Source organism: Halomonas sp. DP3Y7-2, from assembly GCF_019800795.1.
Taxonomy (GTDB): Bacteria; Pseudomonadota; Gammaproteobacteria; order Pseudomonadales; family Halomonadaceae; genus Halomonas; species Halomonas litopenaei_A.
Genome location: NZ_JAHVKJ010000010.1, coordinates 224,488 through 249,384 on the forward strand (window position 1 = coordinate 224,488; position 24,897 = coordinate 249,384).

Here is a 24,897-nt window from a genome sequence, read left to right on the forward strand (position 1 = left end):
GGGCAAGCAACTGCAACTGAGATTGATTACTATATCGTTCCACATCGCCCCTCCTCGGCATGTCACCGAGGAGAGGCGTGCGACAAGGAATAGAGAAGATGCGAGCAATGTTCCGTAAAACATCCGCAGGGGTGGTGGCAGCGATCGGCCTGGCCGCTGTTGCCCTGTTGGCGCCTGTCAGTGCCAGTGCCCAGCAAGACAGCCGTGTGCTCGAGACCGCCCACGGGGAGGTCACGGTTAACGGGCAGCCGACGCGTGTCGTCACGCTATACGAGGGGGCGTTGGACGCTTCTCTGGCTGCCGGGGTAACGCCGCTGGGCGCCGTGGCGACGCGTGCCGCCGAGGATGTGGCGGACTATCTGCGCGATGACGTTCCCGATATTCAGATCGTCGGTACCTCCGGCGAGGTCAATGTCGAGGCGGTGGTCGGGCTCGAGCCTGACCTGATTCTGGCCTCCTCGCGTCTGTCCGACGAGAGTTACGCGCTGCTGTCCCAGCTGGCGCCGACGATCGTGCCCACTACCCAGGGCTTCGATGCCAATGCCTGGAAGGATGAGGCCCGCCTGTTTGGCGCCGCACTGGGGCATCAGGACCAGGTGGACGCTGCCATTGAGGCAGTGGAAACCCGCGCCGCCTCATTGGCTGATCAGGTCGCCGAACGCAGCGCGGGTGACAGCGCTTTCCTGATCCGCTGGATGCCCCAGGGGCCGCTGGTGATGTCGACTCGGCTGTTTTCCACCGGCTTGCTCGAGGCCGCTGGCCTGGACGTTCAGGACGATGGACTGGTGCCTGACAACCGTCCGCATAGCGACCCGCTGAGCCTCGAGTCGCTGTCGCGCGTCGACGGTGACTGGCTGTTCCTTGCCACGCTCGACGAGAAGGGACAGGAAGCACTGGCCCAGGCTCGCCAAAGCGATGCGTTTGCCCGGCTGTCGGTGGTCGAGAACGATCGCGTCGTGGCGGTGAACGGTCAGCTGTGGACCAGTGCCAATGGTCCCATCGCCGCCCAGGCTGTGCTCGATGACATCGAGCGGGCACTGGAGGTCACTGCCGCACCGTGACGTCACTTCGACATGTTCCAGGAGGGCCATTGGTGGCCCTCTTTGTGTTGCTTGGGCTCGCCGTCATGGCGAGCCTTGCCGTGGGTGCGGGTGAGCTCGGTGTGATCGACTCTCTGCGAGTGCTGATGGGGCAGGGGGGTGAAGAGGCGTCCTTCGTTGTCTGGCAGCTGCGACTGCCGCGCACCCTGGTGGGCCTGGTAGTGGGCATTGCGCTCGGCGTGTCTGGCACCCTGCTGCAGTCCATGACCCGCAATCCGCTGGCTGAACCTGGCCTGCTCGGCGTCAGCGCGGGGGCCGCCTTCGCCGTGGCGCTGATGTTGCTGGCGGGAGGCAGCCTGCTTCAGCTGCGCATCGGTGTGGCGCAACTGGGGGCGCTGGCCGGTTGCCTGTGCGTGCTGGGCGTCAGTCGCATCCGTGGCTTGGGCAGTGATCCGATTCGTCTGGTGCTGGCGGGGGCGGCATTCTCGGGCCTGCTGGGGGCCCTGACGTCACTTATTCTGCTGACCGATCGCCGTGCCGCCGACGAGATTCGCTTCTGGGTGGTTGGCAGCCTGTCAGGACGTCAGCTGGAGGACTTGCTGGCGGTGCTGCCGAGCATGGCGATCGCGGGACTGGCACTGATCGTGGTAGTGCGACCGATGGCCAGTCTGGCCCTGGGCGAGCGCGCCAGCGCTGGGCTTGGGCATCACCCCGGCAGGCTGCGTCTGATGGCGGTGCTGATCGTCGCGGTACTGGTGGGCGGAGCTACCGCCGTGGCCGGCCCCATAGCGTTCGTGGGGCTGGTGGTGCCCTTTGTCGCCCGCGCCATTGCCGGGCCTGAGCTGCGTCGCACGCTATGGCTGTGCCTGCCGCTGGGACCACTGCTGGTGCTGACCGCCGATGTCGTCTCCAGACGGCTGGTGGCACCCTCTGAAATGCCGCTGGGAGTGCTGACTGCCCTGTGCGGGGCACCGGTACTGATCAGCGTTGTGCGCGCCCGTCGCCTGCCGAGTCTGTAATGATGTCGATGCCTTCTTGTTCCTCACATAGCCCTTCGAATAGCCCTTCGCATAGCCCCTCACATAGCCCCTCACATAGCCCCTCACATAGCCCCTCACATAGCCCCTCACATAGCCCCTCACATAGCCCCTCAAATAGCCCCGCCACGCTCCCGGAGAGCGCCGAACATCGCGGCCCGCTGCCCCAGGGCATGTGGCTATGGCGTTATCGCGGGATCAGCTTGCTGCTCGACCGGCGCCACTGGTCAGGGGTGCTGTTACTGTTGGCTGCGCTAGGACTGGCGAGCCTTGCCTACCTGTGTCTCGGCGAGCAGCACCTGCCTCCACAGACCCTGTGGGACGTCATGCTCAACCAGGCGGGGCCCCTTGATACCTTCGTGGTCGAGCAGCTTCGCCTTCCTCGCCTGCTGGCGGCGCTGTCCACTGGCCTGGCCTTTGGGCTTGCCGGCTGCCTGATGCAGACCTTGGCGCGCAATCGGCTGGCGACGCCGGGCATCATTGGCATCGATAACGGCGCCACCGCCTTTGCGGTGGCCTCGGTGCTGGGCATGGGGCTCAGCCTGGCGCCTTCCGCCATGGCGCTGGCCGGGGCGGCGACTGCCGCTGTGCTGACCTTCGGCCTGGCCGCGGGAGGGGGCGCCCGTGGCTATCGCTTTATCGTGGCCGGGATAGGGGTCGGTGCCATCTTTGGGGCAGTGACCCAATTGATGCTGTCGCGGGCGGCCATCGATGTGGCCAATGCAGCCTACCCCTGGACCGTAGGCACGCTGAACGCGCGACCTGCCGGCGCCGTGCAGGTGTTGGGTGTTGGGCTGCTCGTGCTGGTGCCGCTGGCGCTGTGGCTGTCGCGGTCACTGGCATTGATGCGCTTTTCCGATGCCGTGGCCACCGGCCTGGGGGCACCGCTCAAGCGACGTCGGGCCCAGGTGCTGGTGGTCTCGGTGGCGCTGACTGCCTTGGCCGTATCAGTGGCAGGGCCGGTGGGCATGGTGGGGCTGCTGGGCCCTGAAGTCGCGCGCCATCTCTGCGGCAACCGTCAGGTACCGCTGCTCGGGGCGGGGCTCGCCGGGGCCATGGTCATGGTGGTGGCCGATCTGGTGGGACGGCTGTTGCTGTCTCCGCTTGAGCTGCCCGTGGGTATCGTCACCGCGGTGGTCGGTGGCCCCTGGCTGATCTGGATTCTGGTGCGCCGCTGATGGAGCTTCGGTTGAGCGGTTGCCCATGGTTGGGCGCACGTCTAGAGCCTATTTAGAAAATTTAGATAGTTGAGAGAGTCTTGATGTCACTCCCATCATCGTCACCGCAACAGCCTAGGCCGATGGCCCCTGAGCCCGCCCCCTACGTGGTGGAAGATCTGGTGCTCAGCCATGGCCGCCTGCGCGTCATCGACGGCTTGAACCTGACGATTCCTCAAGGCCAGCTCACGGCCATCGTGGGGCCCAATGGCTGCGGCAAGTCGACGCTGCTGGCGGGACTTTCACGGCTGCACACGCCGACACAGGGCAAGGTCTGGCTGCAGGGCCAGGAGCTCAAGCGCCTGAGTGCAAGAGACCTGGCGCGCCGCATTGCCTTGCTGCCCCAGGAGGCCTCCGCCCCCGAGGGGCTTAGCGTCAATGATCTGATCCGCTTCGGTCGCCAGCCTCACCAGTCCTGGTATCGCCAGTGGAGTGAGGAAGATCAGGCCGTGGTCGCCCAGGCCATCGCCAGCGCGGGACTACAGACGCTTGCCGAGCGTGGTCTGGAGACGCTCTCCGGAGGCCAGCGCCAACGAGCCTGGATTGCCATGACCATCGCCCAGCAGACGCCCATTATTCTGCTGGACGAGCCGACGTCGGCGCTGGATCTTGGCCACCAGCTGGAGGTCTTCGAGCTATTGCATCGGCTGGTGCTCAAGGGGCGCACCATCATCATGGTGGTGCACGACCTGACCAGCGCATGCCGTTATGCCGACCATCTGGTGGCGATGCGGGACGGTAAGCTGGTCGCGGAGGGAAAGCCGCAGGAGGTGGTGACACCTGCCCTGGTCAGGCAGCTCTATGACGTTGACTGTTCGCTGGTGGAAGATCCGCTGACGGGCAAGCCGCTGCTGGCAGGCTTGAGGCGGTCCGAGCAGAGCTGACGCGATGCTGAGACCAGGGACGTTAGACCTATCCAGGGACGTTAGACCTATCCAGGGACGTTAGACCTATCCAGGAACGTTAGACATATAGTGCGGGCCTAAAACGCAACACACCCGGTCGATGACCGGGTGTGTGATGGCGTCAAAGGACATTAGCCTGTGACGTTCAAGCTACCCCATTAATTGGCGGCATCTTGTGCAGCGTCTTCGGCATTGTCGCCAGCGTTTTCGATGGCATTACCGGCGCTGGTCAAGGCGTTGGCAGTGGCGGACTTGGTGGTCTGCCAGGCACTCTGAGCGCCTTCCTTGGTGTCCATCCAAGCCTGTTGCACGTTGGTCTTGGTCTGATTCCACCAAGTGTTGGTGTACTCAGGCTGTGCGGAGATTTCATCCTGAGTGATGTTCAGGTGAACGGAGTATTCGATGTTGTCCAGGCTGTCGCCGTTGGTGGTCTGAACGGTAAAGTCGCCGGTCTCGACCACGTACTGGTTTTCGCCCAGGTCGAGCAGGTCGCCTGCTTCCACCACGATGGCGCGGATTTTCATGTCATTGTCGAGCAGGATATCCTCGACTTCGCCCACCTCGTCCTGGCTTGAGCCTTTGGCAAAGACATCGGCATCGAGCAGCTCTTCAGCGGAGTAGAGGCCTTGCGGCTCGCTGTGTGCGGCCTGATTCGCGCCCTCGTTGTGATGATCGGCAAGGGCGGTGGTGCCCACGGCCATGGAGCCGGCGAAGACAGTGCTTGCGATAGCGGTAGTCAGCAGATTCTTGCGGATCATTCCTTTTCTCCTTCTGGCGAGTGGTTCTTGCGATCCTCTCGGTTGCGGCGTGTTCCAGTGCAGCAACCTGTCTTGCTTGCAGCGACGCAAGGATGCTCATCGCGACGCTGTGATATCTATTGTGGAGGTTATGTACAAGATTTCAAGGGCGCGTTGTGAAAGAAATATGTAAGCCCGTGTTGCTGCTTCATGACAGGTTCAGGGAAGCGTATAGCCCGAAGCCATGGGGAAAAGGCACGGCGGTTGAGCCGCGCGTATCGCTGCGAATCGGCGGCGCAGGCATTTGTGCAGTGTTTCCCTTGCGTCGACGGTTCGCTCTGGGACAATGCACGCCCTGGTGTGGCAAGCCAGCCATGACAAGCCCGTCGTCACAAGCCAACCGTGACACGCCGACAACCATGGACCTGGTCACACGTTGCCAAAGATGCTGCGCCACGTGGTGGTCTGTGAGCGTGGAGAAGTCCTGCGGCGTAGAGCAGCATTCAGCGAGCTAAATTCCCCCTGAGAGGCGTGAGTCATTGGAACTATTAAGTGTCGTCTACCGCTACTATCGTTGGCCCTTTGTCGGGGTGATGCTGCTGAGCCTCGTCAGCGCGGCCCTGGGGATTGGAGCGATCGCCTTCATCAACCGCCGTCTGATCGAAGTGTCGGGAGACGTCGGCAGTATTCTGCCCCAGTTCTTGGGCATTGTGGTGGCGCTGCTGGCCGTGACGCTGGCTTCGCAACTGGCGCTGACCACGCTGGGACATCACTTCGTCTATGGACTTCGCTCGCGTCTGGTCAAGCAGATTCTGGACACCGATATCGAGCGCCTGGAACGTCTAGGCAGTGCCGAATTGTTGGCCAGCCTGTCCAGCGATGTGCGCAATATCACGATCGCTTTCGTGCGTCTTCCCGAGCTGGTTCAAGGCATTGTATTGACGCTAGGCTCAGCGCTTTATCTCGGCTGGTTGTCGCCAGGGCTGTTGATCGTGACCAGCCTTTGGGTCGGGGCGACCATGGCAGCCGGAGCCTGGTTGGTCAGACGCGTGTATCGCCATCTGTCCCAGGTGCGCGAGACCGAGGACGCGCTGTACCGCGATTATCAGGCGGTCATTGATGGTCGCAAGGAGCTGGCGCTCAATCGTGACCGAGCCCAGGCACTCTTCGAAGACACCTACGACCGCGATGCCCGGCGCTATCGCCACCACATCATCCGCGCCGATACCTATCACCTGAGCGCTGTCAATGTGTCCAACATCATGATGTTGGGCGCCATCGGTGTGGTGTTCTATCTGGCCAACGGGCTGGGCTGGGCGTCTACCGAAGTCGCGGCCACCTTTTCGCTGACACTGTTGTTCCTGCGCACTCCCCTGATCTCAGCGGTGGGCGCCTTGCCCACGCTGCTGAGCGCTCAGGTTGCCTTCGATAAGATTCGTGGGCTGGATCTGGCTGAGCCCCGTCAGGAATTTGGCCGTCGAGCGGCGGTGAGCGGAGCATGGCAAGAGCTACGGCTGGAGGGCGTCAGCTTCCGCTATTCATCGTCGCATATCTCTGCAGGGGACTCTGGTGGATTCGTGGTCGGCCCCCTCGATCTATCGCTTAAGCGAGGTGAGCTGGTGTTTTTGATCGGTGGCAACGGCAGCGGCAAATCCACGCTGGCAAAGCTGTTGACCGGACTGTATCGCCCTCACGAGGGCAGCATGACGCTCGATGGCAAGGTGTTGAATGACAGCGATCGAGAAGGGTTTCGCCAGCGCTTTTCCGCGGTGTATACCGACTTTCATCAGTTCGACACCCTGGTCGGACCCGACGGGGCCTCGCCTGACCCGGTACTGATGGAACGCTGGCTCGATGTGCTCAAGATGCGGGACAAACTGCACTTCGATGGGCAAAGGGTGACCAATCCAGAGCTGTCTCAGGGACAGCGCAAACGCCTTGCACTGCTGATGGCGGTGGCGGAGGAGCGCGACATTCTGCTGCTCGACGAGTGGGCGGCGGATCAGGATCCGCAGTTCCGGCGTGTGTTCTATCAAGAGTTGCTACCCAAGCTGCGGAGCATGGGCAAGACGGTGTTCGCCATCAGCCATGACGATCACTATTTTCAGCACGCTGATCGACTGCTGGAAATGCGCGCCGGACAGTTGATCGAACTCACCGGGGAAAATCGCGAGGCCGCCAGTCGTGATGCCGTGGGACGCCTTGAACAACATTAGCGTACTTACCGGCCCGACAGTGAAAGCTGGGCAGCTAAGGCGCCCAGTGGGCCAAGCTCATCCAATCCAATCCAATCCAATCCAAGCCCAACCAAGCTAGGAGGTCAGTAAGCTCGCCCTGACTGGCGCGTACCGTGATGGTATGGGGGGCTGGGAGAGCGACTTGGAGATCGGCGTGGAGAGCGGCTTGGAGAGCGGCTTGGAGAGCGGCTCGGAGGAGGAGATCTTGGCGGGTTGGGTCGTAGCGATATGCCGATCGTTGACCGTAACCCGCATTTGGTGGAGAAGCGTTGACTGCTCGTGGAGGATAAATTGCGAGATTAAATGAAAACAATTAGCATGTAGATGTTGTTGTTTTCTTGAGCAGGATTCCCATTGGCGTTCCTGCTTGGTCGTTCGCTCTGACGCTGCCTCCGAGGTTCTCCATGCTCCCCCAGCACCACTCACTATCCCGTCACCCGCTTGCACGGGCGGTTCACTATGCCACCGTGCCCCTGATCGTCGGGTGGGTTCCGATGGCCTCGCTGGCGATGGCACAGGAGGAAGCGGTCACCGAGGTCTCCAGTGACACCATGGTCGTGACGACGTCTACCCTGAAGGTCGATACGCCGGTGCTGGAGACACCGAGGTCAACCTCCCAGGTCTCCCGAGAAGAGCTCGATAACCGCCAGGTCAACAAGTACGACGAAGTGCTGCGCTACCGCAGCGGCGTGGTATCGCAGCCGTTCGGCCAGGACAACAAGGCAGATTGGTTCTATATTCGCGGCTTCAACGGTGAAGATTCGCTCTATCAGGATGGCTTGCGTCAGTTCCGCGAGGGTGGCTACTTCTGGTGGAGCACCGAGACCTTTGGTCTGGAAAGCGTTGAGTTGCTCAAGGGGCCTGCCTCTATCCTGTACGGTGAGGCGCCTCCCGGTGGGGTCATCAACGCCATCAGCAAGCGCCCGACGGAAGACCAGCAGGGGCTTATCGAGCTGCAGTATGGTAGCGATAACCACGAGCAGGTCGGCGTCGACGTCTCCGGCCCTGTGGCCGGCCGCGACGATGTTCGCTATCGCATGGTGGGACTGTTCCGCGAGAACGATGCGCAGATCGACCACGCGGACAACCAGCGCGTCTATCTGGCGCCGAGTCTGGCGGTGGCTTTGTCCGACGATACCAGCATTACCTTCCTGGCAAGCTACCTGAAGGACCACGGGACACCCACCAACGGCTTCAAGCTGCCTTACGGCACCGTCGACAGCACGCCTTTCGGTCGGCTCGATCCCGAAGACAACCTCGGGGAGCCGGGCTACGAGCGTCAGGAGCATGAGCAGTGGGCGCTGGGCTACGAGCTGTCCCATCGTCTGAATGACACCTGGGACATCGAGCAGAACTTCCGTTACAGCCACCTGGACCTGCTGGAGCGCGACGTCTATGTGTCTTATCTGCTGGATGATCGCAATGCCCAACGTGGCCTGACCTATCGCGATGGTGACTTCGATGCGGTCACGGTAGACACCCGTGCTATCGGCCGCTGGTACAGCGATCGTACCGAGAACACCCTGTTGCTTGGCGTCGACTATCAAGACCTGGATATCGACTACGACAACTACGATGACTTCGCCTTCGGATTGCCCTTCGATATCTTTGATCCCGAGTACGGCAACTTCACGCCGTCATCGCGGACAGGTAGCGACCATGATGAGGGCAAGGAGCAGCTTGGCTTCTACGCTCAGAACCAGCTGCGTCTGGACGACCGCTGGATCTTTCTTGCCGGCCTGCGCCATGACAGCGTGGATGTGACCAATCGCATCAACGGTGAAGATAATGGCGGTGGTACCGAGGATGAGACGAGCTTCTCCGGCGGTATCATGTACCTCGGTGACTACGGTATCTCGCCGTATCTGAGCTACAGCGAGTCCTTCTCACCGCAGATCGGCACCGATCCGGACGGCCGCGCCTACCGCCCCAGCGATGGCGAACAGTGGGAGCTGGGGGTGAAGTATGCACCTGACTGGCTGGATGGTTATGTCACCGCGGCAGTCTTCGACCTCAAGGAAAGCGATACCCTCTACACCAGCGGTGAGTCGGCCAATCGCCAGGGGGGAGAGCGGGAGTCCCAGGGCTTCGAGATCGAGGGGGTGGGCTACGTGACCGATGACCTCAAGGTCACCGCCGCGTACACCTATACCGATGTACGGGTAGACTTGAGTCGCGAAGAGCAAGATCTGCGCGCGGGTCTGATTCCGCGCAATCAGGCGTCGCTGTGGCTGGACTATGAAGTGCCAGGAGCCCTGCATGGACTTAACCTGGGCGGTGGCGTGCGCTATGTGGGCGAGACCAAGGACAATCCTCGTTACTCGGATACTCAGGTGGACTCCTACACCTTGTGGGACGCCAAGGTCAGCTATGACATCACTCCGCAGTGGACCGCCCAGGTCAACGTCAACAACCTGACCGACGAAGAGTACGTGTCCGGTTGTGACTACTGGTGCTACTACGGTGAAGAGCGCAGCGTGGTAGGCAGCATCAAGTACCGTTTCTGACCACGGCAAGCAGTCTAAGTGAGAACGCCCGACCAGGCTCTGCCGGTCGGGCGTTTGTGTGTCTGCCGGGAACGTCATGGCTCAGCTGCCTTGGCGTCTCAAGAACAACGCTGTGAAGGTAGCGGCGCCTTGTTGACCCCTGCCTGGGCCAGTCGCTCGCCGTCTGCGACCTCGCTAAAGCGGTCCAGCAAGAGCTTCAGCTTGGGGGTAATCCAGCGCTCGCAGAAGGGCCGCGAGGGATCGCTGTAGAAGTAGTCGTGATAGGCCAGCTTGGAATCGCGAAAGGCGGCCAGAGGCAGCACCTGGGTCACCAGGGGGGCATCGAAGTCATCCTGCAGCTGGGTCAGCACCTGGCGGGCCAGCTGGGCGTGAACTTGGTTCTGGACATAGACCGCTGAGCGGTAGCGCTGGCGCAGGGCATGGCCAGAGGTGGCGTGGTGGGTGTGCAGGTGAATCTCGATCAGCACGTCCATGGGTAGCCGCGAGGGGTCGTAGTCCACCACCACCGCTTCATGAAAGTCACTGTCAGGGGGCTCGGCGGCGACCCAGCCCTGGTGAACGGCGTCGACGCCCTTGAGCGACTGATAGACCGCCTCCAGGCACCAGTAACAGCTGCCCCCCAGCGCCAGGCGTGCCTTGCTGGGCGCGAGCAGGGGCAAGCTGTTGCAGGGCTGGTCTGGCATGTCGGGCACCCCGGGAGGAAGTGTCGGCTTGGTCGACCATCATGCCCGAGCCTTACAGTCTCTTCAGCCCCCACATGAAATAGCTGCCGCCAAGAATCGAGGCGACCAGACCGGCAGGTATCTCCTGGGGGAACAGCAGTTGTCGCCCGACCCAGTCGGCCAGCACCATCAACAGGGCGCCGATCAGCGCCGCACCGGCCAGATGCAGGCGAGCGCGAGAGAACCCCATCAGCCGCGCCATATGAGGAGCCAGCAGGCCGACGAAGGACAGTGGCCCGACGATCAGCGTGGCCGCGGCAGTCAGCACCGCCACCGTTGCCAACAATCCCAGGCGAGCATTCTCCACATGGATGCCAAGGGCCTTGGAGGTAGCGCTTCCCAGCGGCAGGATATCCAGCCAGCGGGCCAGTAGCTGGGCAGCCAGGGCGACGGCCGCACCGGCCATCAGCACGATCAGCGCCGAGGTCGGGTCGACGTAGTAGGTCGAGCCAGACAGCCAGGCCATGACCTGTTGCCCGCGGGGGTCGCCTCCCACCATGATGATGGAGCGCACCGCGTCGAACAGCGCCGTGATGGCCACGCCGCTGAGCAGCAGGCGCTCGGGCTGGAAGCCGCTGGTGCGGTTGAGTGCAACCAGCAGCGCCAGTGTCACCAGCGCCCCCAGGGTGCCGGTTCCCAGCAGCAGCAAGTGGCTGGGGCCGGGCACCACAAAGATGGTGATGATCAGCGCGATGGCGGTGCCACCACTGATGCCCAGCAGTTCGGGGCTTGCCATCGGGTTGGCGGTGACGCGCTGGATCAGGGTGCCGGCGATGGCCAGCAGGGCGCCGCTGCCAGCGGCCGCCATGATCCGTGGCCAGCGCCAGTCGAGTACCTGGACCTCTGTGCTCAGTGACCAGCCCGTGCTGGTTTGCCCTGCGAGTATGCCGACCAGCATGGCGATCACCAGTGCCGCTGCGAGTCCTGCCAGCAGCGGGACGGGCGTCGAGGTTCGCAGCACCAGGGGAGCCGATGCCGGTGGCGGCCGACGGGGCGTCAGCTTGAGCCGGGGGATCAGCCACAACAGCAGAGGAGCACCGAGCATCGCCGTGGTAGCCCCTGTGGGAAGCAGTGTCGGCAGCGCGTCGATGCCGCCTTGCAGCACCAGGTCGGTGATGGTCAGCAGCAGCGCGCCAAACAGCATCGACCAGCCCACCCGCGCCGGCAGCCGTCGGGCACCGGCCATACGTGCGATGTTGGGGGCCGCCAGACCGATAAAACCGATGATGCCGACAGTGGCCACCACGCAGCCTGTCAGGAAGACCGCCAGGCCGAGGCCGCCCAGGCGCAGCCACTTGAGTGACACGCCGAGGCTCTTGGCGCTGGCATCATCGAGCTCGAGCAGTGCCAGCGGACGAATCAGCCAGATGGCCAGGGCGCCAGCGACCAGCACGCGAGGCAGTAGGTAGAACACCCCGTCCCAGCCATTCTGGGCCAATGATCCTGCACCCCATACCAGCACCCCCTTGAGCGCCTCCTGGTTAAAGAGCAGTAGCACGATGGCCAGGGCGCCGAAATACAGATTCACTACCAGACCACCGAGCACCACCACGCCAGGCGACAGGCCGCGCCGCCAGCCCAGCGCAAATACCAGGCCCATGGCCAGGGCGCCGCCGGACAGGGCGACCCACTCCCGTCCAAGGGCGAGCAGGCCCGGCGCGACCAGGGTGGCGATCATCAGAGCCAGGTTGGCCCCACTGGCGACGCCCAGGGTGGTGGGTGCTGCCAGGGGATTGCGTAGCACCTGCTGCATCAACACTCCAGCCAAGCCCAGGGCTGCGCCGGCGGTCAGGGCAATGGCCAGTCGTGGCCACCAGCTGTAGTGCAGTACCAGTGACGAGGGGGTGGTCACGTCAAGCGAGGACAGTGCGGCCAGGGCAGAGCTTGCGCCACCCAGGCCTTCAAGGGACTGCCACGCTGCCAGCAGGCAAAGGGCGACTAGCACCGCGGCGGTTGCACTCAGTCGGTGTGATCGCCAGCAGCGGGTGTCAACGGCCTGCATGAAGGGTCTCGCTATCAGGGGAGGAGGGGAGGAGCATCGTCGTTTCGCGCTGGGCGGAGCGCGTCGTTGGCGTGGTGGCTGCGGGGCTGTCTGCACCCAGAGCCTCACCCAGCTTGCTGGCGAAGCGGTTGGCAGAAGGCAAGGCACCAAAGCTCCACACCGGTGGCAAGGTCACGACGTCGTTTCGTTTGACGCTGCCCAGATGGCGCCATAGCCCGCTGTCGGCCAGCGCCTCGCGCACTCCCGCAACATAAGGTTCGACCACCACGATCCGCGCCTGGGGGTAGTTGGCCAGCTGTTCGATGCCGATCAAGCTGAAGCCCCAGACATTGGTGGTGCCGGTCCAGGCGTTGGTCAGGCCCATCCGCTCGATCACGGCCTGATACAGGCTGTGGTCACCAAACAGGCGCACGTGACGCTCATCCATGAACTGGATCAGCAGCAGCGGGCGCGTGTCCTCGGGCAGGCGATCGGCAATCTGCGCGATATGCGCCTCGCTGCTGGCAATAAGGCGCTCGGCCTCCGCCTGGCGGCCGACCAGTTCGCCCAGTTCGCGGGTCAGGGTCAGTGCTTCGTTCCAGAAGTCACCGTCCCCGCTGTACATCGAGAATTGCTTCACCTCGGCAATGGTCGACAGTCGCGGTGCCAGATTCGCAAACATGGGAGAGATGACGATCGCGTCCGGGTTCAGGTCGGCCAGCAATTCCAGGTTGGGCTGGGTGCGCAGGCCAATATCGACACTCTGCGCGGGTGCCTCTAGCCCCACCCAGCTTTCATAGTCATCGGTCTGGGCCAGTGCCATGGGCGGCGCCTCCAGGGCGACCAGCGTTTCTGCCAGGGTCCAGTCGAGGCTCGCGATGCGTGGTGAGGCCAGACAACTGGCGGACAGTGACAACACGCCCAGCGCCAGTGCTGTCAGCCAGCATGAACGCAAGGGGCGCGGCAATCGTCGAAAAAGCGGGCGGGCTGGCAGTGGAAGCCGACGGAGCATCATTGCACCAGGGCCACGGCGTGCTCGCCACTGGGGTGGGGCATGACCTGCATCGGGATGCCGTAGATATCCTCAAGGACGTCTCCGGTCATCAGTGTCTCCGGGCTTCCCTCGGCGATGACCTGGCCGCTGTGCAGGGCCACCAGGCGGTCACAGAAGCGTGAGGCCATATTGATGTCGTGAAGCACGATTACCACGCCCAGGTCGAGCTCACGGCTGAGCTTCTTCACCAGGGTCATCACCTCCACCTGGTGAGCGATATCCAGGGCTGCCAATGGCTCATCGAGCAGCAGCAGACGGCTGCCCTGGGCCAGCAGCATGGCGAGCCACACGCGAGTACGCTCGCCCCCGGACAGGGTGTCCACCAGGCGCTCGGCAAAGGCCTCGGTGTGGGTCAGTGCCATGGCCCTGCTGACGTGTTCCTGGTCGTCTCGGCGCGAACGCCCAAGCAGTCCCTTCCAGGGGTAGCGGCCAAAGGCGATAAGCTCGCGGCAGGTCAGGTTTTCGGCCCCAGGCAGGTGCTGGGGGAGGTAGGCCACCTCCCTGGCGAAGGCACGGCGCCCCCAGCTTTCAAGGGGCTGGCCGTTGAACAGGATGCGTCCTGCGCTGACCGGTTGCTGCTGCGCCATCAGCTTGAGCAGGGTGGACTTGCCCGACCCATTGTGGCCGATCAAGCCATGCACGCGGCCCGCGTCGAAGGTTAGGCTGGTGGGGGCCAGCAGCGTCTTGCCCGGAATCGTGAAAGAGGCGGACTGAAGGTCGAACATGAACAAGGGCTCCGCTGGGTCGTCCGGGCGATCGGAAATACACTCTTAATGGATAGGAATGGTTATCAATTTGTTTGCTGTTGTCAATCCGATGTGTCACCAGGGAACATCGGGCAGTCGCCGTTGGCTAACCCTTGTAGAAGAGGCGTAAAAGATGCCACCCTGTGGCCTACGGCATCGGGCCTTGCCGAGGTGAGCCAAGGTCGCTGAAGCGACGCCGCTGGACGAGAACTTTTCCAGCGCTGCAGGCGCTAGCGAGACCGTCGCGACTTGCCTATAGTATGAGGCCCACGATGACGCAAGCTGGTGAGTGGGATAGGATTATCCCCCTGAATCAGCCCAACTTTACAAGGAAGGAGGTATCACCATGGCACATACTCTGCCGGAACTGCCCTACGCCTACGACGCACTGGAACCCTCCATCGATGCGCAGACCATGGAGATCCACCATTCTCGTCACCACAACACCTACGTCACCAACCTGAATGGTGCGCTGGAAGGTACTGGTCTTGAAGACCTGCCGGTGGACGAGCTGGTTGCCAACCTTGAGCGTCTGCCCGAAGACAAGCGCCAGCCGGTCATCAACAACGGCGGTGGTCATGCCAACCACTCCCTGTTCTGGACGGTGATGTCCCCGAACGGCGGTGGCAACCCGAAAGGCAAGGTGGCTGACGCCATCGAAAAGGAACTTGGCGGCTTTGATGCCTTCAAGGATGCCTTTACCAAGGCTGCCCTGGGCCGTTTCGGTTCTGGTTGGGCGTGGCTGTCCGTGACTCCGGACGGTGCCCTGGTGGTGGAAAACACCCTCAACCAGGACAGCCCGCTGATGCACGGCAACACCCCGGTACTGGGGCTGGACGTGTGGGAGCACGCCTACTACCTGAAGTATCAGAATAAGCGTCCTGACTACATCGCCGCCTTCTTCAACGTGGTGGACTGGGACGAAGTCGAGCGTCGTTACCAGGCAGCCACTGCCTGATCGACACCGGCATGACGTCATCACGACGTCGTCCGACCTGCCAGCAGGTCACGCGCCGCGGCCCCAGGGCCGCGGCGTTTTGCTGTGTAGTTGTTGTGTAGTTGCTGCGTATTGCTGGTGTCGGCGGCCGGGTCTCGCCCTGCGCCAGCGTGTTCATGTTGCACGTCATCAACGGCTTCGCATTCTCAGCACCCGTGTCTTCGCCCCGTGCCGAGGGCGCGAAGCGCTGGCACCGATGTAAGCCGCAAGGAGCCACCACTGTGTCCACTTCCTCCAGCCTGCAGGCCTTGGGTCGCCTGTTGCGCTATGCCCGGGGCTATCGTCGGCGAATCGTCGCCGCGACCCTGTGCTCGATTATCAACAAGTTGTTTGATATCGCGCCCGAGATTCTGATCGGTGTCGCCATCGACGTCGTGGTCAATCAGGAGCAGAGCTTCGTCGCCCGGTTGGGCTTCGTCTCGGCGTCGTCCCAGATCATTGTGCTGGGGGTGCTGACCTTCTTTATCTGGGCGGGAGAGTCACTGTTCGAGTATCTGTTTCAGATCCTCTGGCGCAACCTCGCCCAGCGCCTGCAGGCGGACCTGCGACAGGACGCCTACGAACACGTGCAGCGTCTGGACATGGGCTTCTTCGAATCGCGTTCATCCGGCGAGCTGGTGGCCACCATGAACGACGATGTCAACCAGCTCGAACGCTTCCTGGATGGCGGAGCCAACTCGCTGATCCAGGTTGGGGTGACCGTCGTGGCGGTGGGAGCCGTGTTCTTCGTGCTGTCCCCGTTGATTGCGCTGCTGGCGTTTACCCCGGTGCCATTGATCCTGTGGGGGGCCTTCGTGTTTCAGCGCAAGGCGGGCCCCTTGTATGCCGACGTGCGCGAAAAGGTGAGCGTGCTCTCCAGTCGGCTGTCGAACAATATTCAGGGCATGGCCACCATCAAGAGCTTTACCGCCGAGGCCCGCGAGGCCGAGCGGCTCAAGGCCGACAGTGAAGCCTATGTGGATGCCAACAGTCGTGCCATTCGCATCAGCTCGGCCTTTATTCCGGTGATTCGCATGGCGATCCTGACCGGCTTCCTGGCGACCTTCATCGTCGGCGGCATGCAGGCGCTCTCCGGCGAACTGAATGTGGGAGCCTACGGTGTACTGGTGTTCCTGACCCAGCGCCTGTTGTGGCCGCTAACAGGGTTGGCCCAGGTCATCGACCTGTTCGAGCGGGCCATGGCCAGCACGCGTCGTATCCTTGATCTGATCGCCACACCCATTCGTGTGCGCGACGACGGTCAGACCACGTTGCCGACCCCGGTCAGGGGGGAGGTGCGGTTCGACAAAGTAAGCTTTCACTACGCCGAGAGCCACGCGGGTATCGATGATGTGGATCTGATGGTGCCCGCCGGACGCACCCTGGCGCTGGTCGGCCCCACGGGTTCCGGCAAGTCCACCCTGATCAAGCTGCTGCTGCGCTTTCACGATCCAGACCAGGGGCAGGTCGTCCTGGATGGCATTCCGGTAGCGGAGCTTCGCCAGAATGCGCTGCGCGATGCCATCGGACTCGTCAGTCAGGACGTCTACCTGTTCGAGGGCAGCGTGCGAGACAACATCGCCTACGCACGACCCGAGGCAAGTCTCGATGAAGTCGTCCGTGCTGCCCGCACTGCCGAGGCCTGGGAGTTTATCGAACGCCTGCCCGACGGCCTCGATACTCGAGTCGGCGAACGCGGCGTACGTCTGTCCGGTGGCCAGCGTCAGCGCCTGTCCCTGGCCAGGGCGCTGCTCAAGGACCCGCCGGTGCTGGTGCTGGATGAAGCCACCAGTGCGGTGGACAACGAGACCGAGGCCGCCATCCAGCGCTCGCTGGCGCGGATTGGCAGCGAGCGCACCGTGATCATGATCGCCCACCGCCTGTCCACCATCGTTCACGCCGACGACATCGTGGTGATGGAGCTTGGACGAGTGGTCGAGCGCGGGACCCACCAGCAGCTGATCGAACGCGGCGGACGCTACGCCGCCCAGTGGCAGGTACAGACCGGTGAGGCCGCCCAGTCGGCTCAGGTCATCTAGGCTGTCCGCTGGCGCCATCAGCTCCGCGCCAGCCTCAGTGTCAGCGGCAGTAGCCGTGCCTGTAGCAGAAGCCGTGCCTGTTGCAGAGAAGAGGCCCATCGCGCTTGGCGGCAAAAGTCGCCAAGCGGGCCCGGGGCGTCTAGGGTGAGTAAGTCACTACACACTTTGCTGCGCCGGGACGGCAGGGTGTAGTGACGGAGCCTGATGACCAGGCCAGCTCCCGGTACAGCAGCGAGCACATCGCGCTCGCGGGAGGAACTGCCATGGGCATATCGGCCAAGCAGCGTCCCAAGGCCGCTCAATCAGAGCCGCCCGAGACACAATGCCCTGAGACGGAATGCCCTGAGACAGGCAGTCAGGATACGGCCAGCCATGACACGGGCGCGCTCGATACGGGGCGCCACGACAGCAAGCGCTGCGATGCGAATCGCCTCAATGCTGGCGGCCTCGACGTATCGGAACACCGGGTGTCAGGGGGGGTGGCGCGAGAACGCTCGAGTGCATCGGCCTTGGCGGGTGAGCAAGGGCCTACTCAGCCAAGCCGAGAGCCGTCGAGGTCCGACGACAGTCGCGGCGTCGATCCTTGCGGTGACCGGGTGGATCAGTTGCTGGATGACATGGCGGCGTTGCTGGACTTTGCGCTGGAAGCGGAAGGCGTGCCGCTGGATGTGGATCTTTCCGCGTATTATCGGGCGCGCCAGCAGCAGAGGCAGAACGTGCCGTTAAGCGGCGCCGACATCGACGGTCTGGTCGCCTGTTACCGGGAGCTGTCGCGCCGCTACCCGGGCATCTCCCCACGCACCTTGGCGGCGACACGTCCCAGCCGGGAAAGCGGCAGACTTCGCGATAGCCGCACCGGGCGCTACCTGATGCGGTTGTGGCAGTGCACCGCGGCGGTGGTGTTGCTGGCCATCATCTCCAATGTGATGATGTCAGCGATCGGCGCGGAGGCAGGCATGACGGTTGGCGCTGGTGCGCAGGCCACTATCCTCGGATTTCTCTACGAAGGTCTGCGTCACACCGAGGCGTTTCTGTATGGAGCGCTCGGGGCCTTTGCCTTTGTGCTGCGGGTCACCGCCAGCCGACTCTACAGTCGTACCTTCGACCCGGCGCGTATTGGCGAGCACGTCAATCGCATCGTGCTCGGCACCCTGTCGGGAGGGGCGATCGTGCTGTTCGTTTCTCAGATTCCCAGCGACAAGGGCGCAGAGGTCGCGCTCAGCGGCGCCGCCCTCGGATTTCTCGCCGGCTACAGTATCGACTTTCTGTTCGGCACGCTGGACCGAATGATTCGCGCCTTGCTGTCCGATGGCAGCACAGACAGCGCCAATCGTGCGGCAAGGGCAAGGCGTGACGCCGATGTGGTGGAAACCCTGGATGAGTTGATGAGCCAGCAGACCGACGCCGAGACCCGGCGCCGGCTTGAAGGCATCATCGAGACGCTGAGACAGCGCCAGCGAGTCTGAAAACGGCGGCTATCCGCTCATCGCCTGGGGCAGGTAGGTAGCGATGCCGGGGAACAGGCTCATGATCACGATGGCCACGATCATCAGCAGGAAGAAGGGCGCCGTGGCACGGGTGATCGACATGATGTCGCGGCCGGTGAGTCCCTGGATCACAAACAGGTTGAACCCTACCGGCGGGGTGATCTGTGACATCTCGACGACGATAACCAGGTAGATGCCGAACCAGATCAGGTCGAAGCCGGCCACCTCGATCACCGGCATGATGATCGAGGTCACCAGCAGGATCAGCGAGATACCGTCGAGGAAGCAACCCAGCACCAGCAGGAACAGGGTCAGCACCACCAGTAACCAGGCCGGTGACAGGCCCATGGCGCCGATCTTCTCGGCCAGGTCCATCGGCAGCTGGGTAAAGCTCATGGCGGATGCCAGGAAGGAGGCCCCGGCAATGATGAAGGCGATCATGCAGGAGGTCCGCACCGCGGCAAACAGCGCCTCCTTGAAGATGGCGGCGTTGAAGTGGCCGTTGGCCCTGGCGATCAGCATGGACAGTACGACGCCGGACGCAGCGGCCTCGGTGGGCGAGGCGAGCCCGCCGTAGATGCTGCCAAGAATACCGCCGATCAGTGCCAGCAACGGCAGCAGCTGCAGGCTGCCGGTGAGCTTCTGGCGCAGCGGTATTGCGCTATCACGACGTCCCACCGCGCCCCGCCGATTGCCTACCAGTAGCGACCAGCCGATGACATAGGCCATGAACAGTCCAAGCAACAGCAAGCCGGGTCCAACGCCTGCGATGAACAGTCGCGAGATCGATTGCTCGGTGACGACGCCATAGACGATCATCATGATCGATGGCGGAATCAACAGGCCCAGGGTCGAGGCGCTGGCCAGGGTGCCGATGGCCAGATCGTCGTCATATCCTCGGCTCTTGAGCTCAGGCAGCGTCATCTTGCCGACGGTGGCGCAGGTCGCCGCAGAAGAACCGCACACTGCCGCGAACAGCCCACTGCCGATGATGTTGGAGTGCAGCAGGCGTCCAGGAAGTCGGCCGAGCCAGGGCGACAGCGCCTGGAACATGTTATTGGCAAGCCCAGAACGGAACAGGATTTCGCCCATCCACACGAACATCGGCAGGGCGGTCAGGTCCCAACCGTAGCTCGCGCCCCAGAAGTCGGACGCCAGGATAGGTCCGGGCGCCAGGGGAAAGAACAGCGTCAGCACGATAAAACCGGTGCCAAGCAGGGCGTAGGCGATCCATACGCCGCTGCCCAGCAGCAGTGCCAGGGCCAGCAGGGTAACCAGACTGATGATCAGCATAGCGACGGGCTCTCCACGCAGGGGTAGCAAGGGGGCCGTGCGACAGGGCAGGGGATGTCAGTCATGGCCAGCCTCATCATCCGGGGCCTGGAAGCGTTGTGGTGCCTGCAGCGCCTGGCGTGCGGTATCGATCAAGGCCTCGGCCAGAGCGAGGCTCATCATGACCATGCCGATCAATAGCACCAGCTGTGGAATCCACAGGGGGATGGCCAGCAGCCCCGACGAGACGTCGTCGTATTCCAGGCTCTCCTGCATCAGCTGCCACAGCGACACGCACAACAGCGCATTGAGCGCCGAGGCGATCAGCAGACAGGCAAGTTCGGTAAAGGCCCGCACCGCCGCAGGAAGACGCTGAATCACCAGCGACATGCGGATATGGGCATGATGGGTGAAGGTGTAGGCCATGCCGAGGAAGGTCGCGCCCACCAGCAGGAAGGAGGCCAGCTCCGATACCCCGGTGATTTCGAGGCCCAGGCGCGAGCTGCCGGCCATGACCAGTACGGCGTCCAATAGACGAAACAGTACCTGCAGGGTGATCAGCGTGCAGATGGCGACCATCGAGGCGGCCGCTCCCCATCCGCCAAGGCGGTAGATGGGCATCAGGCGAAATGTCATGAGTATGCTCCCACCGGAGGGCGGACAGGATCAATCAGCGCGGATGGCCTCCAGCGATCGGCAATCCGCGCTGCCTTGGCTCACTCGATGTTGCTGCGGTACTCCTCGATCAGCGCCTTGGCGCGATCATCCGCGCGGCTCTCCCAGTCCTGGAACAGCGTGTCGCCAGCCTCGGAAAGGGCTTCAGCCACCGCATCAACGGGCTCGGAAATGGTGATGCCATTGTCCTCAAGGGCCTGGGCGCTGCCTTCCATATCGGCCTTGCTGGCTTCCCAGCCACGCTGTTCGGCCTGGGCGGCGGCCTCCAGCAGTGCGTCCTGAGAGGCCTGGTCGAGACGGTCGAAGGCCTTCTGATTGACGAAGATGATGTTCTTCGGGATCCACAGGTTGGCATCGGTGAAGTGGGACACGTAGTCCCACGCGGCCATGGACTCACCGGTCGACACTGAGGTGATCATGGCGTCGACGCGTCCCGTGGAGAAGGCCGTCGGAATATCCGACTCCTCGGTTTCGGTGGGCAGGCCGCCGAGATTCTCGGTCAGGCGTTGGGTATTGATGTTGGGAGCACGCACCCTGAGCCCTTCAAACTGGGCTGGATCGTCGAGCGCGATGTCGGTGTAGATGCCTTGGGAGGGCCAGGGCACCGCGTACAGCGGTTTCATGCCCTGTTCAGCGAACAATTCTTCAATGACGGGCTTGCTTGCCTGCCACAGCGCCCATGCCTCGTCGTAGCTGCCGGCGAGGCCCGGTAGGGTGTCGAGTTCAAAGACGGGGGATTCGTTGGACAGAATCGACAGGAAGATCTCGCCGGCCTGGACGGTGCCACGCCTGACCGATGGCTTGATCTCGCCATGGCTGATCAGCGAGCCACCCGAGTGCACGGTAATATCCAGCTCACCGTCGGTGGCCTCGCGGACATCGTCAGCGAACTGTTTGGTGTTGACGGTGTGAAAGCTGGCGTCGCCGTAGGGCGTGGCCAGGTTCCAATCGGCGGCCTGGGCGGCGGATGCCAGGCCCGTCAGTGAGGCAACGGCAACCGCCAGACGAAGAGCGCGGAGACAGGGCATGATGGCGAACCTTGTTGTTGTTGAGTGTGTTGTTGAGTTTGTCGTCGAGTGAGTCGTTGAGTCTGTTGTCGAACCTACCGATGAGGCGATGCTTGCGTCAGCGTCAGTGAAGGCGGCGTTGAAGATCAACCGACACCACTGACGCAGCCCGGCCCGGTGGTCAGGCCTTCTTGAACAGCTGGCTGTCGCGATCCTTGAACGCCTTGAATTCTAGCGCGTTGCCGGAAGGGTCCTTGAAGAACATGGTCGCCTGCTCGCCCGGCTCGCCCTTGAAGCGAATATAGGGTTCGATCTCGAACGCCACGCCGTGGGACTTGAGCTTGTCGGCCAGGGCTTCCCAGGCAGGCATCTCGAGGACCACGCCGAAGTGCGGTACTGGCACCCCATGACCATCCACCGGATTCTTGTGGGCAGCGCTGGCGGCATCCTTGAGCGCTGGATTCAGATGGCAGACGAACTGATGGCCGTAGAGGTCGAAGTCGACCCAGGACTCGGAGCTGCGGCCTTCGGGGCAGCCGAGAAAGTTGCCATAGAATTCGCGGGCTTCGTCGATATCGCGGACCTGGATGGCCAGATGGAAAGGATCACTGACAGCCATGGGGAGTCTCCGGTTGGATGGGGCGTTATTGACAGGGTAGTGTCAGTGATTCTTGGCCGGGTGAGCTGCTGTCGTCAATCTTGACGCTGAATTTGTTGCTGCGCAGCGATGACGCGAGTCTCGGGGCGAGGCCGGTACGCTGCCCGGTGGCTTGATCGAGAATTCAGACAGCGACATCATTCAATGACACTTCATCGACAACAATAAGGTGGCCCTATGCCGATCCCCCTCCTCAACTGCGATGTCGGCGAGAGTTTCGGCGCCTGGAAGATAGGCCGTGATGCCGACGTGATGGCGTATATCGACTGCGCCAACATTGCCTGTGGTTTCCATGCGGGCGATCCCGACGTGATGCGTCGCACCGTCGGCCTGGCGGTGGCCAACAACGTGGCCATCGGTGCGCACCCCGGCTACCCGGACCTGGTTGGGTTTGGACGGCGCAGCCTGGCGGTGTCGCCGTCCGAAGCGGAGAACCTGTTGCTGTATCAGATCGGCGCGCTGGATGGTGTGTGTCGAGCGGAAGGCTCTCGAGTCCGCTATATCAAGCCCCATGGTGCCCTGTACAACGATATGGCGGTGAACAGCCCGGCGGGCCAGGACCTGCTGCGCGCGACCATGCGCGCCGTGCGTGCCTACGATGCCAGCCTGCCGCTGCTGGTGATGTCCACCGCCGATACCGATGACGTCCGGGCGTTGGCGGCGGAGGAGGGCGTTTCCCTGTGGTTCGAAGTGTTCGCCGATCGAGCCTACGACCAGCAGGGGCGGTTGGTGTCTCGGCGTGAACCGGGAGCGGTGCATCATGATGAGTCGACCATCGTCGCCCAGGCGGTCACGCTGGCCAAGGGGGAGCCTCTGGCGGCCCGAGACGGGACCCCGCTGCAACTGCCTGCGGATACGCTGTGCGTGCACGGTGACAACGAAAGCTCCGTGGCCGCCGTCCGGGCCATTCGTGAGGCCTTCGACCGACTGGAGGAGGCATGACGCCACGCCCACGACTGGAGACAGTCGCCTTCGATAGCCTGATCGTCAGGCTGTTTGATGCCATCGACGAAGCGCATATGCCCTGGGTGCTGGCGGCCACCAACGCGATTCGCCAGCGCCTTGGCGACGATGCCCTGGAGGTGGTGCCGTCCTACACCACGGTACTGGTCCAAATCGATATCCAGCGACTGTCGTTGGCGGAGGCCCGGAAACGCCTCACGGCGGCACTTGATGGGCTGTCACCCGAGGCGGCGGAGCAAGGCACCCTGCATGAGATTCCGGTCTGGTACGACCCCACCGTCGGTCCTGAACTAACGTTGATGGCGCGCCGCTCCGGGTTGACGGTCGAGGAGGTCGTCCGCCGTCACTGTGCGCGTGACTACAGCGTCTTCGCATTGGGCTTTGCGCCTGGCTACGGCTTCATGGGGCTGGTGGAGGAGGCCCTGGCGACGCCGCGTCTGGAGACTCCACGGCAAAAAGTGGCCGCTGGCAGTGTCGGGATCGCGGATCGCCAGACGGCGGTTTACCCGGCTCCTTCTCCCGGTGGCTGGAACCTGATCGGGCGAACCGCAGTGAAGCTGTTTGATCGCGAGCGCGAGGGCTACACCCTGTTCAAGCCCGGTGATCGCGTGCGCTTTGTGGCCATCGACCGCGCTACCTTCGAGGCGCAGGGCGGCGACACCACCCCCCAACCCCCGGCCGAGGAGAGCGGCAAATGAGCCTCAAGGTGGAACGTGCGGGACCCATGGCACTGGTGGTCGATGGTGGACGTGGTGGGGTGCGTCATCTTGGCGTGACCCAGGGCGGCGCCATGGACTGGGTGGCGCTGGGATGGGCCAACTGGCTGCTCGGCAATGCTCCGGAAGCCGCTGGTCTCGAAGTCATGGTGGGGGGGCTTGAGCTGGTCGCCGAGGCCGATATCTGCGTGGCGCTGGCGGGGGCGGATCTCGCTGCGCGACGTGACGGCGAGGCCATTGCTCCCGGTCAGGCACTGACGTTGAAGCAAGGACAGCGACTGGTCTTCGAGCGTCCCAGCAAGGGCCTACGCGCCTATCTGGCGCTCCCTGGGGGCGTGGCCGGAGAAGCGGTGATGGGGAGTCTTTCGAGTACCGTGCGGGAAGGCCTGGGCGGTCTGGATGGCCTGGGACGTCCACTGGTGACGGGTGACCGCGTGGAGGCAAAGGCGCCACACCAGCGTGTGAACGCACGAGAGCTGGCCCCAAGCGCGGCAACGCTGGCTGCCTCGTCGGAGCCGCTCGAGCTGGCGCTGGTAACGGGCGCTCAGCTCGCAAGCTTCGACGGACACAGCCTTTACCGTGCCTTCAACGAGGACTGGACCATCGATCAGCGTGCCGACCGCATGGGCATTCGCCTGACCGGGGCGCGCCTTGAAGGCCGCATGAAGGGCATGGTGTCGGAGGGTATTCCGCTGGGTGCGGTGCAGGTGCCCCCCGACGGCCAGCCGATCATCCTGATGAACGATCGTCAGACCATCGGCGGCTACCCGCGTCTGGGTGCGCTGACGCCGCTTGCCTGTGCACGCCTGGCCCAGTGCCTGCCCGGGACACGGGTCCGCTTCAAGGCGGTGTCTCCCGAACAGGCACGGCGGGACCATCTGCAGTGCCTGCATGCATGGCGTACTGAGTGATCGCCGTCAG

21 protein-coding genes are annotated in these 24,897 nt (G+C 63.2%); 12 read left to right on the top strand and 9 right to left on the bottom strand.

The features are described 5' to 3' along the window. The first annotated feature begins 98 nt into the window (after nt 1–98). From KUV45_RS13325 to KUV45_RS13340, 4 genes are all read left to right on the top strand, one after another. A complete protein-coding gene (locus KUV45_RS13325; protein WP_308126714.1) occupies nt 99–1,061 on the top strand; it encodes an iron-siderophore ABC transporter substrate-binding protein in 963 nt (320 codons plus the stop codon). Between the two features lie 29 nt (nt 1,062–1,090). Further along, nucleotides 1,091–2,059: an iron ABC transporter permease gene (locus KUV45_RS13330; RefSeq protein WP_261315948.1), complete on the top strand. Its 969-nt coding sequence runs from the start codon at nt 1,091–1,093 to the stop codon at nt 2,057–2,059. A 191-nt stretch (nt 2,060–2,250) separates the two neighbouring features. Then, the gene (locus KUV45_RS13335; RefSeq protein ID WP_222483542.1) at nt 2,251–3,255 is read left to right on the top strand and encodes an iron chelate uptake ABC transporter family permease subunit; all 1,005 of its coding nucleotides are present in this window, start codon (nt 2,251–2,253) and stop codon (nt 3,253–3,255) included. A gap of 122 nt (nt 3,256–3,377) precedes the next feature. Then, nucleotides 3,378–4,178, top strand: coding sequence for an ABC transporter ATP-binding protein (locus KUV45_RS13340; protein ID WP_222162096.1), 801 nt, complete (start codon nt 3,378–3,380; stop codon nt 4,176–4,178). Nucleotides 4,179–4,357: 179 nt separating this feature from the next. Here the strand turns inward: KUV45_RS13340 and KUV45_RS13345 are convergent, their stop codons facing one another. Continuing rightward, nucleotides 4,358–4,957: a PRC-barrel domain containing protein gene (locus KUV45_RS13345; protein ID WP_206939655.1), complete on the bottom strand. Its 600-nt coding sequence runs from the start codon at nt 4,955–4,957 to the stop codon at nt 4,358–4,360. Nucleotides 4,958–5,475: 518 nt separating this feature from the next. Here KUV45_RS13345 and KUV45_RS13350 point away from each other — a divergent pair. Both KUV45_RS13350 and KUV45_RS13355 read left to right on the top strand, forming a co-directional pair. Beyond that, nucleotides 5,476–7,152: a multidrug ABC transporter permease/ATP-binding protein gene (locus KUV45_RS13350; RefSeq protein WP_222161767.1), complete on the top strand. Its 1,677-nt coding sequence runs from the start codon at nt 5,476–5,478 to the stop codon at nt 7,150–7,152. A gap of 425 nt (nt 7,153–7,577) precedes the next feature. After that, a complete protein-coding gene (locus KUV45_RS13355) occupies nt 7,578–9,680 on the top strand; it encodes a TonB-dependent siderophore receptor (protein WP_222161768.1) in 2,103 nt (700 codons plus the stop codon). Between the two features lie 98 nt (nt 9,681–9,778). Here the strand turns inward: KUV45_RS13355 and KUV45_RS13360 are convergent, their stop codons facing one another. Genes KUV45_RS13360 through KUV45_RS13375 form a run of 4 tightly spaced genes read right to left on the bottom strand, consistent with a single transcriptional unit; the run spans nt 9,779 to nt 14,162 of the window. Further along, nucleotides 9,779–10,363, bottom strand: a complete 585-nt coding sequence (locus KUV45_RS13360) for a peptide-methionine (S)-S-oxide reductase (protein ID WP_222161769.1) — start codon at nt 10,361–10,363, stop codon at nt 9,779–9,781. 52 nt (nt 10,364–10,415) lie between these two features. Then, nucleotides 10,416–12,404, bottom strand: a complete 1,989-nt coding sequence (fhuB, locus tag KUV45_RS13365; RefSeq protein ID WP_222161770.1) for a Fe(3+)-hydroxamate ABC transporter permease FhuB — start codon at nt 12,402–12,404, stop codon at nt 10,416–10,418. Further along, nucleotides 12,391–13,338, bottom strand: a complete 948-nt coding sequence (locus tag KUV45_RS13370; protein ID WP_224851823.1) for an iron-siderophore ABC transporter substrate-binding protein — start codon at nt 13,336–13,338, stop codon at nt 12,391–12,393. The genes fhuB and KUV45_RS13370 overlap by 14 nt, the downstream gene beginning before the upstream one ends. Before the next feature lie 56 nt (nt 13,339–13,394). Beyond that, entirely contained in the window at nt 13,395–14,162 is a 768-nt protein-coding gene (locus KUV45_RS13375; protein ID WP_206939628.1) for an ATP-binding cassette domain-containing protein, read from the bottom strand. A gap of 367 nt (nt 14,163–14,529) precedes the next feature. Here KUV45_RS13375 and KUV45_RS13380 point away from each other — a divergent pair, with 367 nt between their 5' ends. From KUV45_RS13380 to KUV45_RS13390, 3 genes are all read left to right on the top strand, one after another. After that, the gene (locus tag KUV45_RS13380) at nt 14,530–15,141 is read left to right on the top strand and encodes a superoxide dismutase (RefSeq protein WP_206939619.1); all 612 of its coding nucleotides are present in this window, start codon (nt 14,530–14,532) and stop codon (nt 15,139–15,141) included. Nucleotides 15,142–15,401: 260 nt separating this feature from the next. After that, nucleotides 15,402–17,198 (top strand): ABC transporter ATP-binding protein, encoded by a 1,797-nt coding sequence (locus KUV45_RS13385; protein WP_224851822.1) that lies wholly within the window; start codon nt 15,402–15,404, stop codon nt 17,196–17,198. Between the two features lie 263 nt (nt 17,199–17,461). Further along, nucleotides 17,462–18,664, top strand: coding sequence for a hypothetical protein (locus KUV45_RS13390; protein ID WP_222161772.1), 1,203 nt, complete (start codon nt 17,462–17,464; stop codon nt 18,662–18,664). Between the two features lie 9 nt (nt 18,665–18,673). On the opposite strand, the gene KUV45_RS13395 is transcribed toward KUV45_RS13390, so the two are convergent. The 4 genes from KUV45_RS13395 to KUV45_RS13410 all read right to left on the bottom strand — a co-directional run bounded on the left by KUV45_RS13395 (nt 18,674) and on the right by KUV45_RS13410 (nt 22,258). Continuing rightward, entirely contained in the window at nt 18,674–19,978 is a 1,305-nt protein-coding gene (locus KUV45_RS13395) for a TRAP transporter large permease (RefSeq protein WP_222161773.1), read from the bottom strand. A gap of 57 nt (nt 19,979–20,035) precedes the next feature. After that, complete coding sequence (locus tag KUV45_RS13400) at nt 20,036–20,593, bottom strand: TRAP transporter small permease (protein ID WP_206939612.1); 558 nt, start codon at nt 20,591–20,593, stop codon at nt 20,036–20,038. An 80-nt stretch (nt 20,594–20,673) separates the two neighbouring features. Further along, on the bottom strand, nt 20,674–21,660 hold the full coding sequence (locus KUV45_RS13405; protein ID WP_222161774.1) for a TRAP transporter substrate-binding protein: 987 nt from the start codon (nt 21,658–21,660) through the stop codon (nt 20,674–20,676). Nucleotides 21,661–21,820: 160 nt separating this feature from the next. Further along, nucleotides 21,821–22,258, bottom strand: coding sequence for a VOC family protein (locus KUV45_RS13410; RefSeq protein ID WP_222161775.1), 438 nt, complete (start codon nt 22,256–22,258; stop codon nt 21,821–21,823). Nucleotides 22,259–22,474: 216 nt separating this feature from the next. Here KUV45_RS13410 and KUV45_RS13415 point away from each other — a divergent pair, with 216 nt between their 5' ends. The 3 genes from KUV45_RS13415 to KUV45_RS13425 are packed head-to-tail and all read left to right on the top strand — an operon-like array spanning nt 22,475 to nt 24,887. Next, the gene (locus tag KUV45_RS13415; protein ID WP_222161776.1) at nt 22,475–23,239 is read left to right on the top strand and encodes a 5-oxoprolinase subunit PxpA; all 765 of its coding nucleotides are present in this window, start codon (nt 22,475–22,477) and stop codon (nt 23,237–23,239) included. After that, a complete protein-coding gene (pxpB, locus tag KUV45_RS13420; protein ID WP_222161777.1) occupies nt 23,236–23,958 on the top strand; it encodes a 5-oxoprolinase subunit PxpB in 723 nt (240 codons plus the stop codon). Before KUV45_RS13415 ends, pxpB begins: the two co-directional genes overlap by 4 nt. Then, nucleotides 23,955–24,887: a biotin-dependent carboxyltransferase family protein gene (locus KUV45_RS13425; RefSeq protein WP_222161778.1), complete on the top strand. Its 933-nt coding sequence runs from the start codon at nt 23,955–23,957 to the stop codon at nt 24,885–24,887. The genes pxpB and KUV45_RS13425 overlap by 4 nt, the downstream gene beginning before the upstream one ends. The last annotated feature ends 10 nt before the right edge of the window (nt 24,888–24,897 follow it).

Excerpts from the sequence above, each read along its gene's own strand:
- KUV45_RS13325 (WP_308126714.1), top strand. The coding sequence starts at position 99 with ATGCGAGCAATGTTCCGTAAAACATCCGCAGGGGTGGTGGCAGCGATC.
- KUV45_RS13335 (WP_222483542.1), top strand. The coding sequence starts at position 2,251 with ATGTGGCTATGGCGTTATCGCGGGATCAGCTTGCTGCTCGACCGGCGC.
- KUV45_RS13340 (WP_222162096.1), top strand. The coding sequence starts at position 3,378 with ATGGCCCCTGAGCCCGCCCCCTACGTGGTGGAAGATCTGGTGCTCAGC.
- KUV45_RS13345 (WP_206939655.1), bottom strand. The coding sequence starts at position 4,957 with ATGATCCGCAAGAATCTGCTGACTACCGCTATCGCAAGCACTGTCTTC.
- KUV45_RS13355 (WP_222161768.1), top strand. The coding sequence starts at position 7,578 with ATGCTCCCCCAGCACCACTCACTATCCCGTCACCCGCTTGCACGGGCG.
- KUV45_RS13360 (WP_222161769.1), bottom strand. The coding sequence starts at position 10,363 with ATGCCAGACCAGCCCTGCAACAGCTTGCCCCTGCTCGCGCCCAGCAAG.
- fhuB (WP_222161770.1), bottom strand. The coding sequence starts at position 12,404 with ATGCAGGCCGTTGACACCCGCTGCTGGCGATCACACCGACTGAGTGCA.
- KUV45_RS13375 (WP_206939628.1), bottom strand. The coding sequence starts at position 14,162 with ATGTTCGACCTTCAGTCCGCCTCTTTCACGATTCCGGGCAAGACGCTG.
- KUV45_RS13380 (WP_206939619.1), top strand. The coding sequence starts at position 14,530 with ATGGCACATACTCTGCCGGAACTGCCCTACGCCTACGACGCACTGGAA.
- KUV45_RS13390 (WP_222161772.1), top strand. The coding sequence starts at position 17,462 with ATGGGCATATCGGCCAAGCAGCGTCCCAAGGCCGCTCAATCAGAGCCG.
- KUV45_RS13395 (WP_222161773.1), bottom strand. The coding sequence starts at position 19,978 with ATGCTGATCATCAGTCTGGTTACCCTGCTGGCCCTGGCACTGCTGCTG.
- KUV45_RS13400 (WP_206939612.1), bottom strand. The coding sequence starts at position 20,593 with ATGACATTTCGCCTGATGCCCATCTACCGCCTTGGCGGATGGGGAGCG.
- KUV45_RS13405 (WP_222161774.1), bottom strand. The coding sequence starts at position 21,660 with ATGCCCTGTCTCCGCGCTCTTCGTCTGGCGGTTGCCGTTGCCTCACTG.
- KUV45_RS13410 (WP_222161775.1), bottom strand. The coding sequence starts at position 22,258 with ATGGCTGTCAGTGATCCTTTCCATCTGGCCATCCAGGTCCGCGATATC.
- KUV45_RS13415 (WP_222161776.1), top strand. The coding sequence starts at position 22,475 with ATGCCGATCCCCCTCCTCAACTGCGATGTCGGCGAGAGTTTCGGCGCC.
- pxpB (WP_222161777.1), top strand. The coding sequence starts at position 23,236 with ATGACGCCACGCCCACGACTGGAGACAGTCGCCTTCGATAGCCTGATC.
- KUV45_RS13425 (WP_222161778.1), top strand. The coding sequence starts at position 23,955 with ATGAGCCTCAAGGTGGAACGTGCGGGACCCATGGCACTGGTGGTCGAT.